The sequence below is a fragment of the Avibacterium sp. 21-599 genome, from assembly GCF_026226765.1.
Taxonomy (GTDB): Bacteria; Pseudomonadota; Gammaproteobacteria; order Enterobacterales; family Pasteurellaceae; genus Avibacterium.
Window position 1 is genome coordinate 885,607 of record NZ_JAKKOB010000001.1, and the last position, 20,994, is coordinate 906,600.

Consider the following 20,994-nt stretch of genomic DNA (forward strand, 5'->3'; position numbering starts at 1 on the left):
TATTTTTCTTTTGCGATTAATAGCCCAAAAGCAAAGTGCGGTGAGAATTAGGAGGAGTTTTTTCATTCTTAATTTTCCGTTACATAACGATCAAATGGGAACTGTTGCTTAATTTCTTCATCTGTCAATTTTGAAATATTCGTGCAATACTGCTTAACATCTGTTTCAAAATTAAAACTATGGGAATAATGTCTATTCGTAATCATTACTCTTTTTAAATCAAGTGTTTTAGCAAATTTTTTATCAAGAAACATTTGGTAACAAAAACCTCTAACAACACTTCCCAGCATCTCTTTACTTATTTGCTCTCGATTAAAACTGACGGAGAGAAAACTATTATTTAACTCCGCACCTTTTATATCTAATCCTTTTAATGCTTCAGCATAGCTTTTTGGAATAGTTGATAAATTATTACCACTAGCAATCGCTGATACAAAAATAACACTTAGAACAACGAATAATTTTTTCACCCTCTAATCCCTCTGATATTTAGAAAGAAATGATAATTAAAATTACAGTCAAAATTATACACGTATAAATTAATAGAATGGTATTAATTACTTCACTTTTTTATCGACGCATTCTTTATTGTAAATGTTAATGGTGTTTTTATGTCCATTTATGTTGATGTTGGTTGAATTATTAGAATTGTTAGACTTATCTAAATATTGTGTTTCAACTACTCCAGCAACTTGCTGATTTTCAGCAGAGTTATTTAATATAGGACTACCAGCATCTTTCATATAAGATAGCAATGAAAATAATACAAAAGAATAAACTTTAATTTTAGATGAGGCAGAATTATTCGTTTTCTTTATTTTATCCTTCTCTCTTAATAAATAGGATAAAGAGTCTTGAATTATCTCGCTCTCAAGCTGATTGAATTCGTTGTTAGAAAGGTCTTCTTCAACTTTTTTATATCCTCCTCTGATATATTGCCAATTTCTTCGAAAGTTTTATGTCTATGCTTATCTAGTAATTCTTTAAAATCGTAATATTCCAATACTTGATTATAAATTTTTACTGTTTCTTTTAAATGAGAAATTATATCATTTTGGTAAAAATCAATATTAGGAACAGCTTAGTTAATAGATGAAAATTTCTTATTGACAGCCAACATTTTTCGCATAGGTTCTGAGTTCATATAGCTAAAATAGCTTTCATAACTTTTTGCTAAACTCTCTATTTTCTGAATAATATCATTTGGTAGTAATTTGTTTTTCATAAAACTTCCTATTTTATTTTTATAGTTTGGCTTCCTGCTATAACTGCTTTTGGGATAACACTATTGCTTTTATCCACATTCTTTAAACCATTTAAAAAACCTATAACTTCTAATTTTTTTGATCGTCTAAGGAGTTAAATACATTCAATACCATATTTTCTAGTGATGAAAGTTGAGCCACTCCTCTTATGCCACTTAGAACATACATTACATCACCACCAATTTGAGTGAGGGTAGCTAAAAAATCGGTATTCGGCACACGCTCCCCTTGTTCATAATAAATATATGCTCGTTTCGCCCCCCCCCCCCCCCCCCCCCCCGCATTTTGTGGCGATTTCTTCTTGAGTTAGCCCTAAACGCTCGCGTTCAGATTTTAAAAAATCAGAAATTTGCAACATTTTTCAACTATTCCTATTGCACAAATGTGCAATATATTATTAATCACATTAAGCTACTTACTAATAATTAGTAATAGCTCTTTATATAGCAAAAAAGCCGTTATAACTCAAGGGGATTAAGATGACCGAGATCACAGTAATGCAATTTACAAAGGAGGACAAACAGCCTCAAGCTGTCGCCAATATTCGCCATCAGGCGATGATTTCATTGTATGAAATGAAAATGCTCGAACAACGAGCCAAGAAAGAAAACCGTTCAATTTCTCAAATGGGACGGATTTTAATTAGACAAGGTTTAGGCTTGAATTAAATTTAAAAGGTGGTGTGCATGTGTAAACAATGTAAAAAATGCCCTGAATGTGCAGGGCAAAATCAAACTAATCCGCAGGTGGGAAAATCGCCGTCAGTGCCTGTGCCAGTTGTGCCTTATCTTCTTCTGATTGATGTGGCAAATCAAGCTGCGAAAGCACCTGTTGATGCAGGTCAGAAAGTGAAAAACCTTGTTGAACGTAATGCGCAATCAGTGCATTCAGCACCGCTTGATGTGCTGAAAGCTGATTATTATGGAAGACTGCAAGTTGTTGCAAAGCAAACATCTGATCTTGAAGTGCTTCAAGCTGTGCTTGCACAGGCGAAACAGCATCATCTTTGGCTTGTTGAGTTGCATTTGAATTCGTCATTGGGTGATTTTCCTCGTTCGTTGTTGCGACATAGTGAGGAGTATCTTACCGAATTGAAACAATTAATTAAAGCACTTACCCCTAAGCAGGAGGCATAAATGCAAGTTGATTTACCTTGCTTAAATTGTGGCAGTAAAAATGTGCGTGTGCGGACTTCGCAACGTATTGGTATGCGGACGATTAAGATTTTAGCCATTTGTAATAACTGTGGGGCTAAAAATCACGTTGGGGCAGAAATCTTGAAACTGGAAACCCCAATTTATCACGAACGTGCCGAGGCGTTACGCATTAATAAACCGTTGGCGCAGATTGACCCAAATCAACAGGATTTATTTGAGCAAGAAAATCAAACCTAACCTTTAACTTAATTCCAACTTAAACCGAGCCATCGGCGAGCCTTTTCAAATTCAGAAAAGTTTGCCGAGGGATTTTTGCAACCTAAATTTAAGGATTTGAACAATGATTAAACAAAAAAGCACACAAAAACTCACCGCACTTGGTAAACGCCGTGTGAATGTTTTCAAACTTCAGCAACGCGTGGAAAAGCTAGAAAAATTGATGAACCACCAACAGCGTATTAATGCGCACAATCAGAAATTACGCCAGTTAGACGTGATCACCACGGAAGAAATTTTAGAACGTTTAAGCCATTTAGAGTGCATTGTGCTACCTGAAAGTGCGGGGCAAAAAGTGAGTGTTTTATCGCGCTTTTGGGATTGGTTAAGCCGTTAAACTCGGATTGCTTGTAAGGAGGCATTATGGCGTTTGAACAATTTCCGCAGTATCCAAAAACATCACCTGAAACAAATGCGAGAGGGATACAAAACTGCCATCAAATTTTGGGCTGTCAAGATACTGCGGTGCGTGCGTTTAATCAATTAGCCCAAGATGCCAAGCGTAGTGTTTGCTTGCTTGGTAAGGTGACCAAAGCCGATTTAGCCAGTTCAATGGCTCTCGGTGATCGCTGGGAGCATTATTCCAAAGCGGGGCAAATAAAGCTGGTGCAGGGAATGATTGAACTGCATAACGCCATTAATGCAATCCCAACAAAAGCAATGTTGGTTGAGTATCGAAAAGTATTGTGGAGATCAGAATGATTGCAATGTTAATGATGTTGTTAGCAGGGTCAGTTGCGGTTACGGCATTAATTTTGTGGATCGATCACTGGATTGAAACCCACTGGGACGAGGAAGACGAGCAATGAAATTTACCGTTACCGGCACGCAAGGAATGTTATGTGATGCGTATTTTCAAGGCTTATGCCTGAAAGCCTTGTGGGATTGCCCTTATCCCCTTAATGGTGAATATCAGAGAACGTTTAAGGACTGTTTAGGGCAGCTTTGGTCGGTGTCCGCTTACTCTTCGGAAACGCGAGTAAATAGCTTGCAAGTGGAGATAAGAATTGCCGATAAGGGCAAGGTGAGTAACGAGCGAATTATTGGTGCAATGTGGTTAAAACCCTTAATGAACTAGAAGGAAAACAAGATGATGATTTATTTAGACTGCGGTGCAGAACTGCAAATTTTACGTTTAGAAACAGGCTATCAGCTATTAGAAACCTTACCCAATGGCAAGGTGCGAAAAATTGGGCGATTACATAAAAGCATTCAGGGCGTACTTGATGAAATCAATCTCTTTGCTTTAACCGAACACGAGATATTAGCCATTGAAGAAAGCAAAGATGTGATTAAAAACACCTGTAGCAAAGTGTTGGAATATTTCCAACTTAACAGCGAATACCTTGCTCAATTAGAACAACCGAGTTTCTAAAAATGGACGTCTTAAGATTTGTGGATGAAAATCGCCCGTTATTAGGCGAAAAAAGGGTTTCAGAACCCTTTTTGCAACGTTCGCCGAAAATTGACTATCAGCCACAACCAAAAGGGCTGACGCCTGCGCAATATGAATTATTCAATTTTGATGCAGATGCGTTCCCTTTTGCTTATGGCTATATTCAAGATTTACCTGACTATTTAAGCCAATATTTTGTAAAACGCTATATTCGCACCTTCCGCAAAGGCAATCGCCGACAAGCCAACACGTGGCTACGTGAAACAATGGATAAAGGGGTGTTGGCTCGCGTGGAAGGGGTGATGAAACGTTACCCGATCACCACATCAATTAGCCGTGTGAAAGGCTCGGTTTATACCTTTGGTGTGATTAAAGGGAAAAAAGTACAACAGAAAGTAATCGGTTTAGATGAGTTCTCTGTGCAAGATGTAGAGACCTTTTCTAAATCATTTGCTGATGCGTTGCAGGAAATGGTGGTGCAATTTGAAGATAAATATATTCACAACCGCACCAAGCCATTAAAAAGTGCGGAAGAAATCGACCAAATTTTTACCGCACTTTATAAAAAGATGGCGTACTACACCCAGATGAAAGGGGTTGAGCCACCCTTTTATCGTCAATTTCAGCAGGGCAATCTAGATGAAAATCGTTGCAATATTGCCCTTGAAAAAATGCGCTGTGAAGATTGGTGGCGCACTAAGCTGTTAATGGCACGTTCACAAATTCGTGAGCATTTAATGATTGCGGTGGGGCAAGTGCAGAAAAAAGCCTCGCCTTATGCCAGCCGTGAAGCCATTGCAGAATGGCGATTAAAAAAACGCAAAGCCCGTGAATTTATCAAACAAATGGCATTAATTGATGAAGATGGCGAAGTGTTGGAGCTGGAAGAGATGTTTTATAAAACTGTTTCCAACCCTGCTATTCGCCGTGCGGAATTGATGGTGCGTATGCGTGGCTTTGAGGAAATCGCTAAACACTTGGGCTATGCCGGGGAATTTTATACCTTGACTGCCCCCAGCAGCTATCACGCTGTGCATAGTCAGGGTGGATTTGTTGCCAATTGGAATTTCTCCAGTCCGAAAGATACCCAGCGTTATTTATGCAACCTGTTTGCCAAAATCCGTGCGGCGTTGTCACGCCGTGGCATTCGTCCCTTTGGCTTTCGTGTGGTTGAACCGCATCACGACGGCACGCCACATTGGCATTTATTGTTATTTATGCCACAAGACCAAGTACAAGAATGCCGTGAGGTGTTTAAGTATTATGCACTGGAAGAAGATGGTGATGAGAAAGGAGCAGATGAACACCGCTTTACGGCTAAAGCTATCGACTGGGAAAAAGGCTCTGCCACAGGTTACATCGCCAAATATATTGCCAAAAACATTGATGGCTATGCTTGTGATGATGACAAGGACGAGGAAACAGGCGAGAGCCTGAAAGATATGGCTAAAAATGTTTCTGCTTGGGCGTCTAAATGGCGTATCCGTCAGTTCCAGCAAATCGGCGGTTCACCTGTTTCGGTATGGCGTGAGGCGCGCCGCAAACGTGGTGGCGTGGTTGAGGGTGATGAGGCGTTGACGAAGTTGGTTGAGGCAGCAGATAAAGGCGATTGGGCGGAATATACGTTGCTACAAGGCAATGGTGATCCTTGTGCGAGCCGTGATGAATTACTGGCACGCACTTGCTATGAAAAACGTGAGCCAAATAAATATGGGGAGGTGAGTAAAAAAGTGATTGGATTTTTTAACCAACAAATGAAATCTTTCAAGGCGGTTTTAACTCGCACTAAGGTTTATCGTTTAGTTAAAAAATCGGTATTAAAAGCACAACAAGCCGAACGTAGTGAGGCGTTGAAACATTGCGAGCGTAGCTCGCCTTGGAGTTCTGTCAATAACTGTACGGAACAAAAAATAGACAATTTAACGTTATTTTTAAATGCTCGTCAAAATGATGTGGAAATCGTGCAAAAAGCACTCAAACCAATTTGTTTACCTCTCAATGATCGGCAGTTAGCTTATTTATTGAAAGGAAATTTATTGGTGTTAAACCATAAACAATCGGTGAGATTTATTAATAACAAGGTAGAAATTATCCCAAATCAAGAACCTGTGCCATTTATGGGCGATGCAGGGGAATGGTTTGTGCAGTGAGAAAATTAAATTCTAAAGAGATTGTTATGAATAAATCAAATACAAAGAAACAGAACAAAGATTTGTGGGCGACACCTTGGTGGGTATTTTGGTTTGCAGAAGCCTACTTCGGGATCAGGTTTGATCTTGATGTATGTGCAATGGATCATAACAAGAAAGTGAAAAAATACATCAGCCCAGAACAAAACACTTTGATCACTGAATGGAACGGACGTTTTTGTTGGTGCAATCCGCCTTATTCAAATCCATTACCATTTGTGATGAGGGCTATCCAGCAATCCGTACTACACAATAAAACCGTAGTAATGCTGCTCAATGTGGACAATTCGACTAAATGGTTTAATCAATGTGTGCGTAATGCCAAAGAGATTGTTTATATCACAGATAAGCGTGTCCCTTTTATCAACAACGAAACAGGCGAAGAAACCGATCAAAATAATAAAGGGCAAATGCTGGTTTTATTCGCCCCAAGCAACGGCTTAGATTGTTTAAAAACAAGCTATATATCAATGCTAAAAATGCGAGAAATTGGTAACCAATGGGGGCTTGAGAATGGTTTATCAGCCCTTTAGTCATATTCCCGTAAATCATAATGCAAGACCTTATGATTTGCCCCCTGTACCAAAAAATAAACCTAAATCAAATTTAAATAAGGAAATTTAAAATGGAAAACATTACAAACGAGCAACTACACCAAGAATTGCAAGCCTTACGAACTCTTGTGGCTAGCACAATGATTGACGAAAAAAGCACCTTAGTTTGGACAGCACAAGATATTGCAGATTATTTCCAATTTAGCTATGAGCATACTAAAAGAGCGGTAATTGCGGATCCCGATTTCCCCAATGCGATTGAATTGCAAAAGCGCACTGGGGGAAAAGCGGCTAATCGTTGGCTGGCAGGTGATGTGATTGCCTTTGCCCGTAAACGGGCAAGAAATCGGCGTTAGTCTAACAAATGTGCCACTTTTTTCATATCAGGGGCATAGTAGGTATTTTGTAAGATGCTTAAATCCCTATGCCCTGATATTTTTGCCAAAGTCATCACATCAACTTTTTCAGCCAATCTTGTCAGTGCTTCGCGGCGGGTATCGTGAAAATGTAAATCTTCTAGCATCATTCTATTTTTCAGCTTACGAAATAGGGCATCAAGTAAAGATGTGCTAAGCTGAAAAACACTTTCCCCCTCTTTCATTTTCTCTAATAATTTTAATATTTTGATCGCTTGGGTTGATAATGGGACATCTCTGGGCCAACCATTTTTAGTTTTGGGTAAATGGGCAATGCGGTCTTCAAAATGGATATGCTCCCAGGTTAAATTAACAATTTCACCTGCGCGCATTGCGGTTTCAATGGCAAATAAAATGGCTGCGCCCACCCTTGATGTGGCGGTAGTCGGCAATTCATCAAAGGAAAATCCCGAACTGTAAATCAGTGCATCAATTTCATCTTGGCTATAACGTCTTGTGCGAGGCTTAGGCGTTGCAGGTTTCTTCACGCCTTTCAAAGGATTATTTTTGAGCAATTTCCATTCGGTTATCGCCGTGTTAAAAATATGGCTAATTACCGCCCATTCTCTTAATACCGTCGCTGATGATACGGTTTTCAAGCGTTCATCTCGCCACCGCTGAAAATCTTCTTCTTTTAGCTCTTTGAGGGATTTTTTTGCTATCGGCAATGCCAAAAAACGATATAACAAGAGTGTCTCTTTCCTTGCGCTGCGTTTTTTTAGTGTAACTTCGCGTAAATAACGCTCAACCACGTCGCTAAAAGGGATATCGACAATTTCACTGTATGAGCCTGTTTCAATTTCCATTTCTGTTCTATTCGCCCAAGCGACAGCTTCCGCTTTTGTGCGGAATGACTTTGATTTAACAACGCCTTTTTTCCTAACTTGCGCTCGCCAAGTCGCATTTCTTTTTGTAAATGTTGCCATAAAATCTTAAATATTTGGTTTGGTGCAATAATTGGTGCAGTGATGGTGCATTTTTGGTGCAAATAAATGTTACAACAGATCAAATCTGATCACAATCAAGCCAACAATAGAGCGGGGAAAATTAAGAAAAACTAGAAAAATACGTTATTTTTCAAGCGAATATCATATTAGATCAAGAAAAAATATGTTTTTATATAAAGGGGAAACTAATAAGATGGCGCACCCGAAAGGATTCGAACCTTTGACCGCTCGGTTCGTAGCCGAGTACTCTATCCAGCTGAGCTACGGGTGCGTATTTGAGTTATACTAACCAATCATTTAATCATTTTAATTTTGCTGTAGAGTTCAACAAAATGGCGCACCCGAGAGGATTCGAACCTCTGACCGCTCGGTTCGTAGCCGAGTACTCTATCCAGCTGAGCTACGGGTGCCCTGAGTAAATGGCGGTGAGAGAGGGATTCGAACCCTCGATAGAGTTTCCCCTATACACCCTTAGCAGGGGTGCGCCTTCAGCCTCTCGGCCATCTCACCGCAATCGGTTTGTGGGCGGTATAATACGGATTGCCTCAGCATAAGTCAAACGATTTTTTGCAAATAATTATTTGTTTGAATGATTTATCTACAACAAGGAATAAATATCAACTAGCCTTTCAAAATCGCGCGTAGATTCGCAAGGTTTTTCTTTGTTTGGTTCTGCTTTTCTTCTGTTGTCATTACTGGTTTGTCTTTTTCCCATTGCACATCATCTGGCGGCAATTCATCTAAAAAGCGGCTTGGCATCGGTTTAAAAACTTCGCCAAATTGTCGCCGCTCTTTGCATAAGGAAAAGGTCAGCGTTTGTTGCGCGCGTGTAATCCCTACATAGGCTAAGCGTCGTTCTTCTTCCACATTGTCTTCATCAATGCTGGTTTGGTGTGGCAGGATATTTTCTTCCATTCCCACTAAAAAAACGTGAGGAAATTCCAGCCCTTTTGAGGCGTGTAATGTCATCAATTGCACTTGATCGCTTTCATCATCTTCTTCACCACGCTCTAACATATCACGCAAGGTTAGGCGGGCAACCACTTGATTGAGCGTCATTGGCTCATTAAATTCATCGCCTTTAAGCATTTCTGCTACCCATTGGAATAAGGTCGCCACATTTTTACTTTGTACTTCTGCCATTCTTGGTGAAGTGGCCGTTTCGTAAAGATATTCTTCATAATGCAATTGGCTTAACATTCGGCGAATGGCATCTTCTGGTTCAGCGCGTAAAATGTCATCATTAAGCTCAACAATCCAACGCGCAAAATTTTGCAACGCATCATAAGCTTTTGGCGTAACGCGTTGAATTAATTCAAAATCAAAAATGGCTTCAAATAAACTAATATGTTTCTGCGCTGCCAATGATCCCAATTTTTCAAGGGTTGCCATACCAATTTCTCGCTTTGGCGTATTGATAATACGTAGCAATGCGGCATCATCATCTTGATTCACCAAAACGCGCAAATATGCCATCATATCTTTGATTTCAGCCCTTGAGAAAAAAGACGTACCACCAGAAATCTTGTAAGGAATACGATTTTGCATAAGTACCTTTTCAAATAAACGGGATTGATGATTTCCCCGATACAAAATGGCATAATCACGGTATTTGGTTTTACGCATAAAACGGTGTGTAATCAGCTCTCCCACCACCCGTTCTGCTTCATTTTCCTCATTTTTAGCCTCGATCACTTGTAATTTTTCCCCTTTACCTAAGGTAGAAAATAATTTTTTATCAAAAACGTGATCGTTGTTGGCAATCAAAATATTGGCACAATGCAAAATTCGCCCTGTAGAACGATAATTTTGCTCAAGTTTAATCACTTCTAACTGTGGGAAATCGTTTTTTAGGCGAGCCATATTTTGCGGTTTTGCACCACGCCAAGAATAAATAGATTGATCGTCATCGCCTACTACGGTAAATCTCGCAGCCTCCCCCACCAACAATTTGATTAATTCATACTGGCTCGTATTGGTATCCTGATATTCATCCACCAGCAAATAGCGAATTTTTGCCTGCCATTTTGACCGCACTTCTGCATTTTCACGTAACAGCAAAGTAGGCTGCATAATTAAATCATCAAAATCTAAGGCATTATAAGCACGCAACTGAGTGGCATAGCGTTGATAGCATTGGGCGAATGTTTGTTCTTGGGGATCTTCTGCCATTGCAAGGGCTTGGGCAGGCAAAATAAGATCATTTTTCCAACGGGCAATACGCGTAATCAACGCTTTCAATAAATCTTTATCTTGTTGTAGAAGATCTTGGGTTAATTCCTTTAATAACGCCATTTGATCCGAATCATCAAATAAAGTGATCGAAGATTTTAGCCCTAAATGCTTATATTCTCGCTTTACAATCTCAAAACCAAGGGTATGGAAGGTAGAAATCGTCAAACCGCGACTTTGCGCTTTGCCAATAGAATGCGCCACCCGTTCTTTCATCTCTCGTGCCGCTTTATTAGTAAAGGTTACCGCCGCGATTTGCTTGGCGGAATAACCACAATTTGCGATTAAATACGCAATTTTATTGATGATAACTCGCGTTTTCCCCGAACCAGCGCCCGCTAAAACCAAGCAAGGCCCAGAGACATAATGAACAGCTTGTTGTTGTTGTACATTTAATTTCATTTGGCTTCTTCCGCCCACGCATAGGGCAATAATGCGGTGTCTAATAAAAAAGATAAAGGCAAATCTAAAATTGGCAGTCCCCATTTTTGAGCCATCTGCCAATCATATTTTGTACCCGCATAGCTTTCATAAGGTTTACTTGGATCAACCAACTTCACCACCGTGCCACAACCCGAAAGTAAACAAAGTGCGGTAGGAATTATTACTATTTTTTTCATACTAAATGAGACAAAAAATTTCGGACATTATAAAAAATAGAAAGTAAGAAATAAAACGGGAATTGCCAAGATAGCTACATAATGTGTGATTTCAAAACAACTAATATGTCAAACATTATCTTATAATCCATTGATTAACAAGCTCTTGTGTCGTTTCTTTATGCACCCACATACTTTCAAAATTTGGTGTAGGATATTTACTGTGGTTGTAGCCAACAAATTGGTGAAAATCAAATACGGCGTGAGGATAACCATTAATCAGTAAAAAGGCTTGATAACCATTTTCTGACCAACAAATCTGTAAATCTCGTGGCTCAGCTAAAGAATTTTTATCAATATCATTCACTGCATATACAAAAAGACTATCCACTACAGGCTGAGATCTCTGATGCAAATCAAGGGCATAAAAATAGCCTGTTTCACCATCATCTTCAAAAATAACCAGTAAATGTTCGTGCTGTGGTGAATGTGCGCCACAACGGTATTTTTCACCAATTTTTAGCTTTTCATCAAGAACAGAATAAAGCATTGTTTCTCCTATTTTTAGGTAATAAAAAGCCACCGGTAATTCGGTGGCTTAGGTAAATCAGGTAATAAATTACGCTTGACCTTTAACTGCTTTTAATCCTAAGAATGGCGCTTTTTCGCCTAATGCTTCTTCGATACGGATTAATTGGTTGTATTTTGCAATACGGTCTGAGCGGCTCATTGAACCCGTTTTGATTTGACCTGCTGCTGTGCCTACTGCTAAATCAGCAATAGTTGCATCTTCAGTTTCGCCTGAACGGTGTGAGATAACCGCTGTGTAACCTGCATCTTTTGCCATTTTGATTGCAGCTAAAGTTTCAGTTAATGAACCAATTTGGTTGAATTTAATTAAGATTGAGTTTGCAATCCCTTTTTCAATCCCTTCTTTTAAGATTTTGGTGTTAGTTACGAATAAGTCATCACCCACTAATTGAACTTTATCGCCTAATACTTTAGTTTGGTATGCGAAACCGTCCCAATCTGATTCGTCTTGACCATCTTCGATAGACACGATTGGGTATTCTTGGCATAAACCTTCTAAGTAGTGAGTAAATTCTTGAGAAGTGAATGATTTACCTTCACCTTTCATTTCGTACATACCGTTTTCTTTGTTGTAGAATTCAGATGATGCACAGTCCATTGCCAATGTAACATCTTTACCTAATACATAACCGGCTTTCTCTACCGCTTCTTTGATACAAGCAAGCGCTGCTGCATTTGATTCTAGGTTAGGTGCAAAACCACCCTCATCACCTACTGCGGTGCTTAAACCTTTAGATTTTAATACTTTAGCAAGGTTATGGAATACTTCGGCACCGATACGTAGTGCTTCTTTTAAGGTTTTCGCACCCACTGGTTGGATCATAAACTCTTGAATATCCACGTTGTTATCTGCGTGTTCACCACCGTTGATAATGTTCATCATTGGTAATGGCATTGAGTAAACGCCCGGTGTGCCGTTTAGCTCTGCAATCCATGCATAAAGTGGTAAACCTTTAGATGCTGCCGCTGCTTTCGCGTTAGCAAGAGAAACCGCTAAAATTGCGTTTGCACCGAATTTAGATTTATTTTCCGTGCCGTCTAAGTCGATCATAATTTGGTCGATTTCTGCTTGGTTAGTGGCATCTTTACCCACTAAGGCTTGTGCGATTGGACCATTTACCGCTTCAACCGCTTTTAACACACCTTTACCTAAGAAACGAGATTTATCGCCATCGCGTAATTCTAATGCTTCACGAGAACCTGTTGATGCGCCAGATGGTGCAGCAGCCAGACCGACAAAACCACCTTCAAGGTGAACTTCTGCTTCAACAGTTGGGTTACCGCGCGAGTCAATGATTTCACGACCAATAATTTTAACGATTTTCGCCATTTTATTTTCCTCTTTTAAGTTCAAAATGAATTCTTGAAAAATCGCACTTATAGTAAAGCGTTTTTCCGAATTTGTCTTGTTAAAAATACTGCTTATTTGATCAAAACACTATTTTTTAACTATTTTTCTGATGTTCCTTTGCTGCTTTGACAAAGCCCTCAAATAATGGATGACCATCACGTGGGGTTGAGGTAAATTCAGGGTGGAACTGACAAGCGACAAACCAAGGGTGATTTGGTACTTCAATAATTTCCACTAATTTTTTATCCGCAGATAACCCTGTTACTTTTAAACCGGCTTTTTCAATTTGTGGTAATAGGGTATTGTTTACCTCGTAACGATGACGATGACGCTCTTCAATGGTTTCTGCACCATATAGCTCACGCGCTCGGCTGCCTTCGGCAAGATGACATTGCTGTGCGCCTAAACGCATTGTGCCACCAAGATCAGACTTATCACTACGGGTTTCGATATTTCCTTCTGCATCTTGCCATTCTGTAATTAAGCCCACTACAGGCTGTTTACAATTTTTATCAAACTCAGTGGAATTTGCTTCGGTCAATCCTGCTTTATGACGCGCATATTCAATTAATGCTACTTGCATTCCTAAACAAATGCCTAAGTACGGAATGTTGTTTTCTCGGGCATATTGTGCGGTGCGAATTTTGCCTTCCACCCCACGATAGCCAAAGCCACCCGGCACTAAAATACCATCTAAGCCTTTTAGCACCTCTGTGCCTTTGCTTTCAACATCTTCTGAATCAATATACTTAATATTCACATTTAGACGGTTTTTTAATCCCCCGTGTTTTAATGCTTCATTCACGGATTTATAAGCATCAGGTAACTCAATATATTTCCCTACCATACCAATGGTTACTTCACCTGTTGGGTTAGCTTGTTGATAAAGCACTTGCTCCCATTCGCTTAAATCGGCTTCAGGGCAATCTAGCTGGAAGCGCTGACAAATAAACTCATCTAGGCCTTGTGATTTCAATAAAGCTGGAATCTGATAAATAGAATTCACATCTTTCAACGAAATCACCGCACGTTCTGGCACATTACAGAACAAGGCAATTTTGGCACGTTCATTTGGTGGGATCATACGATCAGAACGGCAAATTAACACATCAGGCTGAATTCCAATTGAGAGCAATTCTTTAACTGAATGTTGCGTTGGCTTGGTTTTCACTTCGCCCGCTGTTGGAATATAAGGCACAAGGGTTAGATGCATAAAAATCGTACGTTCACGCCCCACTTGCACAGCAAGCTGACGTAATGCCTCTAAGAACGGTAATGATTCAATATCCCCCACTGTTCCGCCCACTTCCACGATAGCCACATCGTGTCCCGCTGCGCCATCAATCACGCGCGCTTTAATTTCGTTGGTGATATGTGGGATAACTTGAATGGTCGCCCCAAGATAGTCGCCTCGACGCTCTTTGCGTAAGACTTCAGAATAAATTTTACCCGTAGTAAAATTATTGCGTTTGGTCATTTTAGTGCGAATAAAACGCTCATAATGCCCGAGATCGAGATCCGTTTCTGCGCCGTCTTGGGTCACAAACACTTCACCGTGTTGGGTTGGACTCATTGTACCGGGATCCACATTAATATAAGGATCCAGTTTCATAATGGTTACATTCAAACCACGAGCTTCTAAAATTGCGGCCAATGATGCCGCTGCAATCCCTTTACCAAGGGAAGAAACCACGCCGCCCGTTACAAAAATATAGTTGGTAGCCATAAATAGAACCTAATTTGTTGAGATGAAAAAATTGATAATCATTGTAATAAGACGGGATGTTAGTTTACAGCAAAGGGCAATCTAACTCAATCGCTAGGCAAGATTTTTTAATTTTTAAAGTGCGGTGCTTTTTTCTCATTTTTTTATAAAATTCCGCAAAATCTCCCCGCACTTTCTTTTTTCGTCAATAAAAAAAGCTACCCAGAGGTAGCTTTTGATTTTTTGACTATTAATTAATGCTGACCATTGGCTTCAATAGGTTTGATGCTTTCATCAAACTCTGGTAATGGTTTATGCTCACTTGCGATATAAGTATAAATGACAGGCAAGATGAACAAGGTAAAGAGCGTACCAATTGCCAATCCTGCTACGATCACAATACCAATACTAAAGCGAGATACTGCACCTGCGCCTGTCGCATATAGCAATGGAATTAACCCTGCAATCATCGCGGCGGTTGTCATCAGAATTGGGCGTAAACGCACGGTCGCGGCTGCCATAATGGCTTCTCGACGGTTTTTATGGTGATAAAGCTGCTCTTCTTTTGCCACTTCACACATTAAGATGCCGTGTTTCGTAATTAAGCCTACAAGCGTAATCAAGCCCACTTGTGAGTAAATATTTAAGGTTGTTCCAGCAATGCCGAAGAAACCAAATAAATTTAAGGCAAATAACGCGCCACTCACAGCAAGTGGTACAGAAATCATAATCACTAATGGATCACGGATAGATTCAAATTGAATTGCTAACACAAGGAAGATAATAATCACCGCTAAGGCAAAAGTAACGCCTAATGAATTGCCTTCTTGTACAAGCTGACGTGCTTCACCTTTGAAGTCGTAGTTATAGCCTTGTGGTAAATCCTGATTCGCTGTGTCTTGTAACCACTTCACCGCATCACCAATACTAATTGTTGGTGAAGGTACTGCACCAATAATCGCAGAATTTAACTGGCTAAAACGAGGTAATGAACTTGGCTGTGATTCAAGCGTTACCGTTAAAAAACTGCTTAACGGTACAGATTCGCCATTACTTGCTTTGACATAATAGTTATCCATACTTTCTGGAGATAAACGATCTTTGCGCTTAACTTGTGAAATCACTTTATACGCACGTCCATCAATATCTACACGGGTGATGGTTGCAGCAGAAAGATAGCTACCTAGTGTATTACTAATTTGCTGCATAGATACCCCATAGGTTCCCGCTTTTTCTTTATCAATGGTGATTTTCATCTGCGCAGTATCAAATTTCAACGCTAAAGAGGTATACACAAACTGCCCAGAGTTTTTCATTTTATCTAAGAAAGCGCTGGCAACGTCTGCCAATTCTTTATAATCTTTCGCCGTGCTAATCACAAAGCTCACTGGTGGGCCTTGTTCACCGGTTTCAATTTCTGGGAACGCGAAACCACTCACCGAAATTTCAGGAATAGCTTGGGCTTTTTGATTTAATTCAGCAAGCACTTCACTTTGTTTACGGCTACGATCCTTCCAATCCTTTAACGTGACTACGTTTAATGATTGATTAGATGCTGGCGCACCAGAAATGACCATTGAAAAACCGACTTCTTCGGTATTTTTCAAAATATCTTCATAACCTTTCATTGCCCCTTGTACATAATCCACATTCACATTCGCAGGTGCTGTTCCTAACGCGAGAAATGCCCCTTTGTCTTCCGCTGGGGTTAATTCACTTGATAGTGCATTGAACAACATCGGTAAAGTGGCAAAAATAACAACAGCAAATGCCAGCACAAATTTACGGCTATTCATTACAATGCCAAGCAAATATTCATAAGTGCGGGTCAATTTTCCTAAGGTATTTTCAATGCGTTGCTCAAGTTTTGATGGTGCAGTATGTGGCTTAAGCAATTTACTACTCATCATTGGAGAAAGCGTTAAGGCCACAATCCCTGAAATAAACACCGCCCCCGCTAAAGTAAGGGCAAATTCTTTAAACAGTGAGCCAGTAATCCCGTTCATTAATGCCATTGGGGAATACACCGCGATCAATGCAATGGTCATTGAAATGACAGGCGTTGCAATTTCTCTTGTCCCGATAATTGCTGCGCGGAATGGCGTTTCACCGAGTTTAATATGGCGATCCACGTTTTCTAGCACCACAATCGCATCGTCCACCACAAGCCCAATTGCCAGAATTAATGCTAGCAACGTCATTAAATTAATTGAGAAATCAAACGCTTGCAACATCATAATCACCCCAATTAGAGAAATTGGAATGGTAATGACAGGAATTAAAATCGCTCGGAATGAACCAATAAATAAGGTAATCACCACCAATACGATAATGGTTGCCTCTAAAATGGTTTTCACCACTTCATCAATGGAGCTGTTAATTGCAATTGTGCGGTCATAAAGAATGTCAGTTTCAATACTGTCAGGCAAATTGCGTTTAATGCTCTCATAAAGCGGACGAATATTTTCCGCCACGGTTAATGGGTTTGCCGTTGAGGCAGGATCAATGGCTAATACCACAGAATCTGAGCCATTCGCTACCGCTCGGCTATCATCGCTTTCTTTATTTAATTCAACATCAGCAATATCACGCAAACGCACGAGATTATCACCTTTTGAATACACGATCAGATTTTGCAACTGCTCTACGGTCTTGGTGGTGGTTTCCACTTTATTTTTATACACCGTAAAATAGCCATTATCATTACCTGCCGCCGTTTGAACGTTATTAGCAGATAAAGCCGCCATCACTTCTGGCGCGGAAAGGTTTTGCGCTGCCATTTTTTGTGGATCTAACCAAATACGCATTGCATATTGTGATGCACCGAAAATGGTGACTTTTGCCACTCCTTCCACGGTAAAAAATTGTGGTTTCACCACACGCTCAATATAGTCGGTAACTTGGCTGGCATCTAATTTGTTGGAACGGAAACTGATGTACATAATCCCCGATCCCCCTGTTGAAGAAGTAATCGTAGGATCATCAATCCCAGTCGGCAATGCAGAACGCACGGAATTCACCTTCGCCAACACATCAGCTAGCGCCGCGTTGGGATCGGTGTTGAGTTTCATTTTTACCGTAATAGAAGAGGTATTTGGACGACTTTCTGAAGACATATAATCAATATTATCAGCCTGTGCAATCGCTTCCTCTAGTTTTGAGGTAATAAAGGCTTGGATCAGATTGGCATCCGCCCCCGGATAAACCGTGGTAACGCTGATTACCGTGGTTGTCATTTTAGGATATTCACGCACCGTCAATTTTGAAATGGCTTGCAAACCTAAAATCACAATCAGCAAGCTAATCGAAACCGCTAAAATGGGGCGACGAATAAAAATATCTGTAAATTTCATTCACACACTTCCTAAATTAAAGATTGGTTTTCTTCACAGGTTCAGCTGTACCAACACCCGCTTTATCCGTCACAAAAACTAAGCTGCCATTACCAATACGCTGCTGACCGCCCGTGATGATTAAATCCCCCACTTTCACATCATCGCCTTTTAATTGCGCATAAATGCCTTGACGATCTTTGGTAAACACCGTGATTTGTTTCGCACGATATACCTTATCAATGTCATCTTTGTGTGGGAATTTATCGTTATCTAATAACGTCTGTTTATCTTCATCAGAAAGTGCGGTTAAAACGTAGGCAATTTCGCCGTACATATTGTAACTCACTGCCACTTGTGGCACGACAACTTGGTTGCGCTCCGTTGGTAAGGCAATGCGTAAACGCGTGAACATTCCTGATAATAATTTTTGTCCCTGTGGCTGATCAAACGTCGCTTGCACATCAATTAACCCCGTAGAACCATTAATTGCAGGTTCAATGGCGGTGATTTTCGCCCCAAAGGTTTCGCCCAAAAGTGCGTCGGCTGTTGCCGTCACCTTTTGATCTAAATGTAATTTTTCAAGGGAATTTTGTGCCACTGCAAAATCCACTTTCATTTGGCTACGATCTTCAACACGAACAATTTCACTGCCCATTGTGACATATTGCCCGACATTCACTTTTACAATACCTGCCACACCATCAAAAGGTGCGACAATTTGACGGCGTTCGATGGTTGCTTTTAACGCAGCAATATTCGCCACTAAGGCATCATAACTGGCTTTGGCATTATCCAATTCCTGTTGCGAAACACTTTTGGTTTTATAAAGATTAAGATAACGTTGATAGGTTTGTTTCACCGAAGAAAGCTGTGCTTGCGAAGCCGATAAATTTGCCTGTTCTACCGAGCTATCTAATTGCACTAACACATCACCTTTTTTCACCGCTTGCCCTGATTGCACTAACACTTTCGCCACTGTACCTGCGGTTTGCGCACTTAGCATTGCCCCTTGGTTTGGACGAACCAAACCGGTGGTTTCAATAACAGGTGTCCATTCTTTTGCCTCAACACGCATCGCCGTTACAGGATTAGCAGGTTCAGGCATTGACGATAAATATTTGCCAATCGCCATTCCTTTAAAAATATTGGCAGCGATCATTCCAATAAAAATGAATGCCACCACGATAAGGGTCAACTTCACCCAAAAAACGTGCGAACGCTTTTGTGTTTTAGGCTGAACGGGTTGAGTATTAAGACTCATAAAAAAACTCCATAATAACTATAACTAAACTATTTTTGCATTGATCGCCAAGTTCTTATAATAACTTCCTCTAAAATATCATTTTCAATTTCAGTTTTTATAAAAGCATGATCGTATGCTAAGTTAATCGCACTTTCTAAACCTAATGAAAATAATATTTTCGGCGGTAAATCACATAATACTCCGGCTTGATTTGCTTTTTGGCAAAACGCATACCATAGGGTTTGTTTTTCCTGTTCCATACAAATTTGATAGAAATCAGGTAAGGATTGATATTGGCTCATATTCACCACAATCATTGGATTGTCCTGTAAATAATGCCAAATGTTCCACCACATTTGACGATATTGTTCAAAGTGCGGTTGGTTTTCATCGTAATTTTTTTCTAATTCCTTAGAAAAAAGAGTAAACACTCTACGAGCAAAGGCTTTTAACAATTCTTCTTTACTTTTAAAGTAGATATAAATTGTTCCCGCAGAAATATTGGCTGCTTTGGCGATTTTGTGCATCGACAGATTATGCAATCCACCTTCTGCCATAAGCCTTTCTGTTGCTAAAAAGATTTGCTCGGTCATCTCATTTTCAGATTGACGCATTAAAATAACCTTAAAAAAATTAATAAAAGGAAGTTACACACAGTAAAAGAATGGACTGAATGAACGTTCGTTCATTTTAATGATTTTTTATTTTTTCGCAATAAATAAATCAAAATATAAGCGAAAAAAAAAGCCACCTTTAAAAAGGTGGCTGATGTGGTTTCGTTCGATTTTACATTCCAATTAACACACAAGTGGTGATTGACTTCGCCTTTTCAAGTGTCTTTTGCGTGGTTATGCGATCTCCCACAGGTCCAATCACGACGCGATTCCAATCCGCACTGCTATTTACGCGTGCATTAAATCCTGCTAAAACCAATTTCGCTTGAATATTTTCTGCTTGCTGACGATTTTTAAATGCGCCACATTGCAAGCCATATTTTCTCTCTCCATCGGTATTTTTCGCTACGGCGGTTTCCACTTTCTTCGGTGTTTCCACTTTCTTCGGTGTTTCCACTTTTTTGCTGTCTTCTTTCGCTTTCACAACAGAGGTTGTTTCTACCACTGTAGGCTTGCTTTCACTAACTTCTACTTTTACAGGCGCAGGCTTTCTTGCCGCTTCTTTTGCAGCAAGTTCTTCTGCTTTTTTACGTTCTTCTGCTTGTTTTAAACGTGCTGCCTCGGCGGCTTTTTGCTCTTTTTCCATTTCGATTAGCACTTTTTTCTGCTCTTCCGTTAAACGCATATTTTTTTCCAACGATTTTGGATTATCGTCCACTGGCACAGTGCGGGTTTCCAAGGCTTTAATATAGCTCCACACTTCTTCAGGCGGTGTGGGCAACACGCTTTTTGGTGTGTTTTTCTCTGGCGTTATCAACACAGGGGCAATGTCATTAGATTTTTCTTTTAACAAGAATAATCCCGCTACAAAAATGCCGATCACTAATGCGGCAATCCCTAAAATCAGTGGTTTATTAACCTTTTTTGCTTTTTTCTTTGGTTTGCCTGTACGGCGAGCATAATCACGTTGAGCCACAATAAAACCCTATATTTAAAAGTGCGGTGGAAATTTACGCTAAATTTGCTTTCGGAAATCGCGTATTATTCGCGATGGAAGATTGCGATTAAATTGTATAATGAATAAAAATCAAGATCATTATTCAATAAAACAGATGAGAAAATAA

24 protein-coding genes and 3 tRNA genes are annotated in these 20,994 nt (G+C 39.9%); 9 read left to right on the plus strand and 18 right to left on the minus strand.

All coding sequences use genetic code 11. The features are described 5' to 3' along the window. Positions 1 to 68 precede the first annotated feature (68 nt). From L5B83_RS04345 to L5B83_RS04360, 4 genes are all read right to left on the minus strand, one after another. Entirely contained in the window at positions 69 to 470 is a 402-nt protein-coding gene (locus L5B83_RS04345; protein ID WP_265777686.1) for a hypothetical protein, read from the minus strand. An 87-nt stretch (positions 471 to 557) separates the two neighbouring features. Then, positions 558 to 743 (minus strand): hypothetical protein, encoded by a 186-nt coding sequence (locus tag L5B83_RS04350; RefSeq protein WP_265777687.1) that lies wholly within the window; start codon positions 741 to 743, stop codon positions 558 to 560. A 338-nt stretch (positions 744 to 1,081) separates the two neighbouring features. After that, positions 1,082 to 1,225, minus strand: a complete 144-nt coding sequence (locus tag L5B83_RS04355; RefSeq protein WP_265777688.1) for a hypothetical protein — start codon at positions 1,223 to 1,225, stop codon at positions 1,082 to 1,084. Between the two features lie 109 nt (positions 1,226 to 1,334). Continuing rightward, positions 1,335 to 1,484: a hypothetical protein gene (locus L5B83_RS04360; RefSeq protein WP_265777689.1), complete on the minus strand. Its 150-nt coding sequence runs from the start codon at positions 1,482 to 1,484 to the stop codon at positions 1,335 to 1,337. A gap of 260 nt (positions 1,485 to 1,744) precedes the next feature. Between L5B83_RS04360 and L5B83_RS04365 the strand changes: the two genes are divergently transcribed. Continuing rightward, on the plus strand, positions 1,745 to 1,933 hold the full coding sequence (locus tag L5B83_RS04365) for a hypothetical protein (RefSeq protein WP_265777690.1): 189 nt from the start codon (positions 1,745 to 1,747) through the stop codon (positions 1,931 to 1,933). A gap of 67 nt (positions 1,934 to 2,000) precedes the next feature. Here L5B83_RS04365 and L5B83_RS04370 read toward each other — a convergent pair whose 3' ends face one another. After that, the gene (locus L5B83_RS04370; protein WP_265777691.1) at positions 2,001 to 2,303 is read right to left on the minus strand and encodes a hypothetical protein; all 303 of its coding nucleotides are present in this window, start codon (positions 2,301 to 2,303) and stop codon (positions 2,001 to 2,003) included. 98 nt (positions 2,304 to 2,401) lie between these two features. On the opposite strand from L5B83_RS04370, the gene L5B83_RS04375 reads away from it, so the two are divergent. The 8 genes from L5B83_RS04375 (at position 2,402) to L5B83_RS04410 (ending at position 7,193) form a co-directional block, all read left to right on the plus strand. Further along, positions 2,402 to 2,659 (plus strand): hypothetical protein, encoded by a 258-nt coding sequence (locus tag L5B83_RS04375; protein WP_265777692.1) that lies wholly within the window; start codon positions 2,402 to 2,404, stop codon positions 2,657 to 2,659. A 103-nt stretch (positions 2,660 to 2,762) separates the two neighbouring features. Next, entirely contained in the window at positions 2,763 to 3,035 is a 273-nt protein-coding gene (locus L5B83_RS04380; RefSeq protein WP_265777693.1) for a hypothetical protein, read from the plus strand. 26 nt (positions 3,036 to 3,061) lie between these two features. Continuing rightward, positions 3,062 to 3,400, plus strand: a complete 339-nt coding sequence (locus tag L5B83_RS04385; RefSeq protein WP_265777694.1) for a hypothetical protein — start codon at positions 3,062 to 3,064, stop codon at positions 3,398 to 3,400. Between the two features lie 103 nt (positions 3,401 to 3,503). After that, positions 3,504 to 3,776: a hypothetical protein gene (locus L5B83_RS04390; protein WP_265777695.1), complete on the plus strand. Its 273-nt coding sequence runs from the start codon at positions 3,504 to 3,506 to the stop codon at positions 3,774 to 3,776. A 12-nt stretch (positions 3,777 to 3,788) separates the two neighbouring features. Then, positions 3,789 to 4,073, plus strand: a complete 285-nt coding sequence (locus L5B83_RS04395) for a hypothetical protein (RefSeq protein ID WP_265777696.1) — start codon at positions 3,789 to 3,791, stop codon at positions 4,071 to 4,073. 2 nt (positions 4,074 to 4,075) lie between these two features. Then, positions 4,076 to 6,244 (plus strand): replication endonuclease, encoded by a 2,169-nt coding sequence (locus L5B83_RS04400; protein ID WP_265777697.1) that lies wholly within the window; start codon positions 4,076 to 4,078, stop codon positions 6,242 to 6,244. A 26-nt stretch (positions 6,245 to 6,270) separates the two neighbouring features. Further along, a complete protein-coding gene (locus L5B83_RS04405) occupies positions 6,271 to 6,816 on the plus strand; it encodes a phage N-6-adenine-methyltransferase (RefSeq protein WP_265777698.1) in 546 nt (181 codons plus the stop codon). Positions 6,817 to 6,908: 92 nt separating this feature from the next. Then, positions 6,909 to 7,193, plus strand: coding sequence for a hypothetical protein (locus L5B83_RS04410; protein WP_265777699.1), 285 nt, complete (start codon positions 6,909 to 6,911; stop codon positions 7,191 to 7,193). Here the strand turns inward: L5B83_RS04410 and L5B83_RS04415 are convergent. The 13 genes from L5B83_RS04415 to ftsN form a co-directional block, all read right to left on the minus strand. Further along, positions 7,190 to 8,179 (minus strand): tyrosine-type recombinase/integrase, encoded by a 990-nt coding sequence (locus L5B83_RS04415; protein ID WP_265777700.1) that lies wholly within the window; start codon positions 8,177 to 8,179, stop codon positions 7,190 to 7,192. The two genes, L5B83_RS04410 and L5B83_RS04415, sit on opposite strands and share 4 nt — an antisense overlap. A 215-nt stretch (positions 8,180 to 8,394) precedes the next feature. After that, positions 8,395 to 8,471 (minus strand) — tRNA-Arg (locus L5B83_RS04420). A gap of 62 nt (positions 8,472 to 8,533) precedes the next feature. Next, positions 8,534 to 8,610: transfer RNA gene (locus tag L5B83_RS04425), tRNA-Arg, on the minus strand. A 10-nt stretch (positions 8,611 to 8,620) separates the two neighbouring features. Then, positions 8,621 to 8,710 (minus strand) — tRNA-Ser (locus tag L5B83_RS04430). 111 nt (positions 8,711 to 8,821) lie between these two features. Then, positions 8,822 to 10,834, minus strand: coding sequence for a DNA helicase Rep (gene rep, locus L5B83_RS04435; RefSeq protein WP_326938359.1), 2,013 nt, complete (start codon positions 10,832 to 10,834; stop codon positions 8,822 to 8,824). Continuing rightward, on the minus strand, positions 10,831 to 11,052 hold the full coding sequence (locus L5B83_RS04440) for a YceK/YidQ family lipoprotein (protein WP_250351486.1): 222 nt from the start codon (positions 11,050 to 11,052) through the stop codon (positions 10,831 to 10,833). Before L5B83_RS04440 ends, rep begins: the two co-directional genes overlap by 4 nt. Before the next feature lie 115 nt (positions 11,053 to 11,167). Beyond that, on the minus strand, positions 11,168 to 11,581 hold the full coding sequence (locus tag L5B83_RS04445) for a DUF2251 domain-containing protein (RefSeq protein WP_250351485.1): 414 nt from the start codon (positions 11,579 to 11,581) through the stop codon (positions 11,168 to 11,170). A gap of 69 nt (positions 11,582 to 11,650) precedes the next feature. Next, on the minus strand, positions 11,651 to 12,952 hold the full coding sequence (eno, locus tag L5B83_RS04450; RefSeq protein WP_265777702.1) for a phosphopyruvate hydratase: 1,302 nt from the start codon (positions 12,950 to 12,952) through the stop codon (positions 11,651 to 11,653). Between the two features lie 115 nt (positions 12,953 to 13,067). Further along, a complete protein-coding gene (pyrG, locus tag L5B83_RS04455; RefSeq protein ID WP_250351483.1) occupies positions 13,068 to 14,699 on the minus strand; it encodes a glutamine hydrolyzing CTP synthase in 1,632 nt (543 codons plus the stop codon). Between the two features lie 233 nt (positions 14,700 to 14,932). Further along, complete coding sequence (acrB, locus tag L5B83_RS04460; RefSeq protein WP_265777703.1) at positions 14,933 to 18,031, minus strand: multidrug efflux RND transporter permease subunit AcrB; 3,099 nt, start codon at positions 18,029 to 18,031, stop codon at positions 14,933 to 14,935. A gap of 16 nt (positions 18,032 to 18,047) precedes the next feature. Continuing rightward, complete coding sequence (gene acrA, locus L5B83_RS04465) at positions 18,048 to 19,274, minus strand: multidrug efflux RND transporter periplasmic adaptor subunit AcrA (protein ID WP_265777704.1); 1,227 nt, start codon at positions 19,272 to 19,274, stop codon at positions 18,048 to 18,050. 29 nt (positions 19,275 to 19,303) lie between these two features. Continuing rightward, positions 19,304 to 19,870: a TetR/AcrR family transcriptional regulator gene (locus L5B83_RS04470; protein ID WP_250351480.1), complete on the minus strand. Its 567-nt coding sequence runs from the start codon at positions 19,868 to 19,870 to the stop codon at positions 19,304 to 19,306. Positions 19,871 to 20,042: 172 nt separating this feature from the next. Then, on the minus strand, positions 20,043 to 20,846 hold the full coding sequence (ftsN, locus tag L5B83_RS04475) for a cell division protein FtsN (RefSeq protein ID WP_265777705.1): 804 nt from the start codon (positions 20,844 to 20,846) through the stop codon (positions 20,043 to 20,045). Between the last annotated feature and the right edge of the window lie 148 nt (positions 20,847 to 20,994).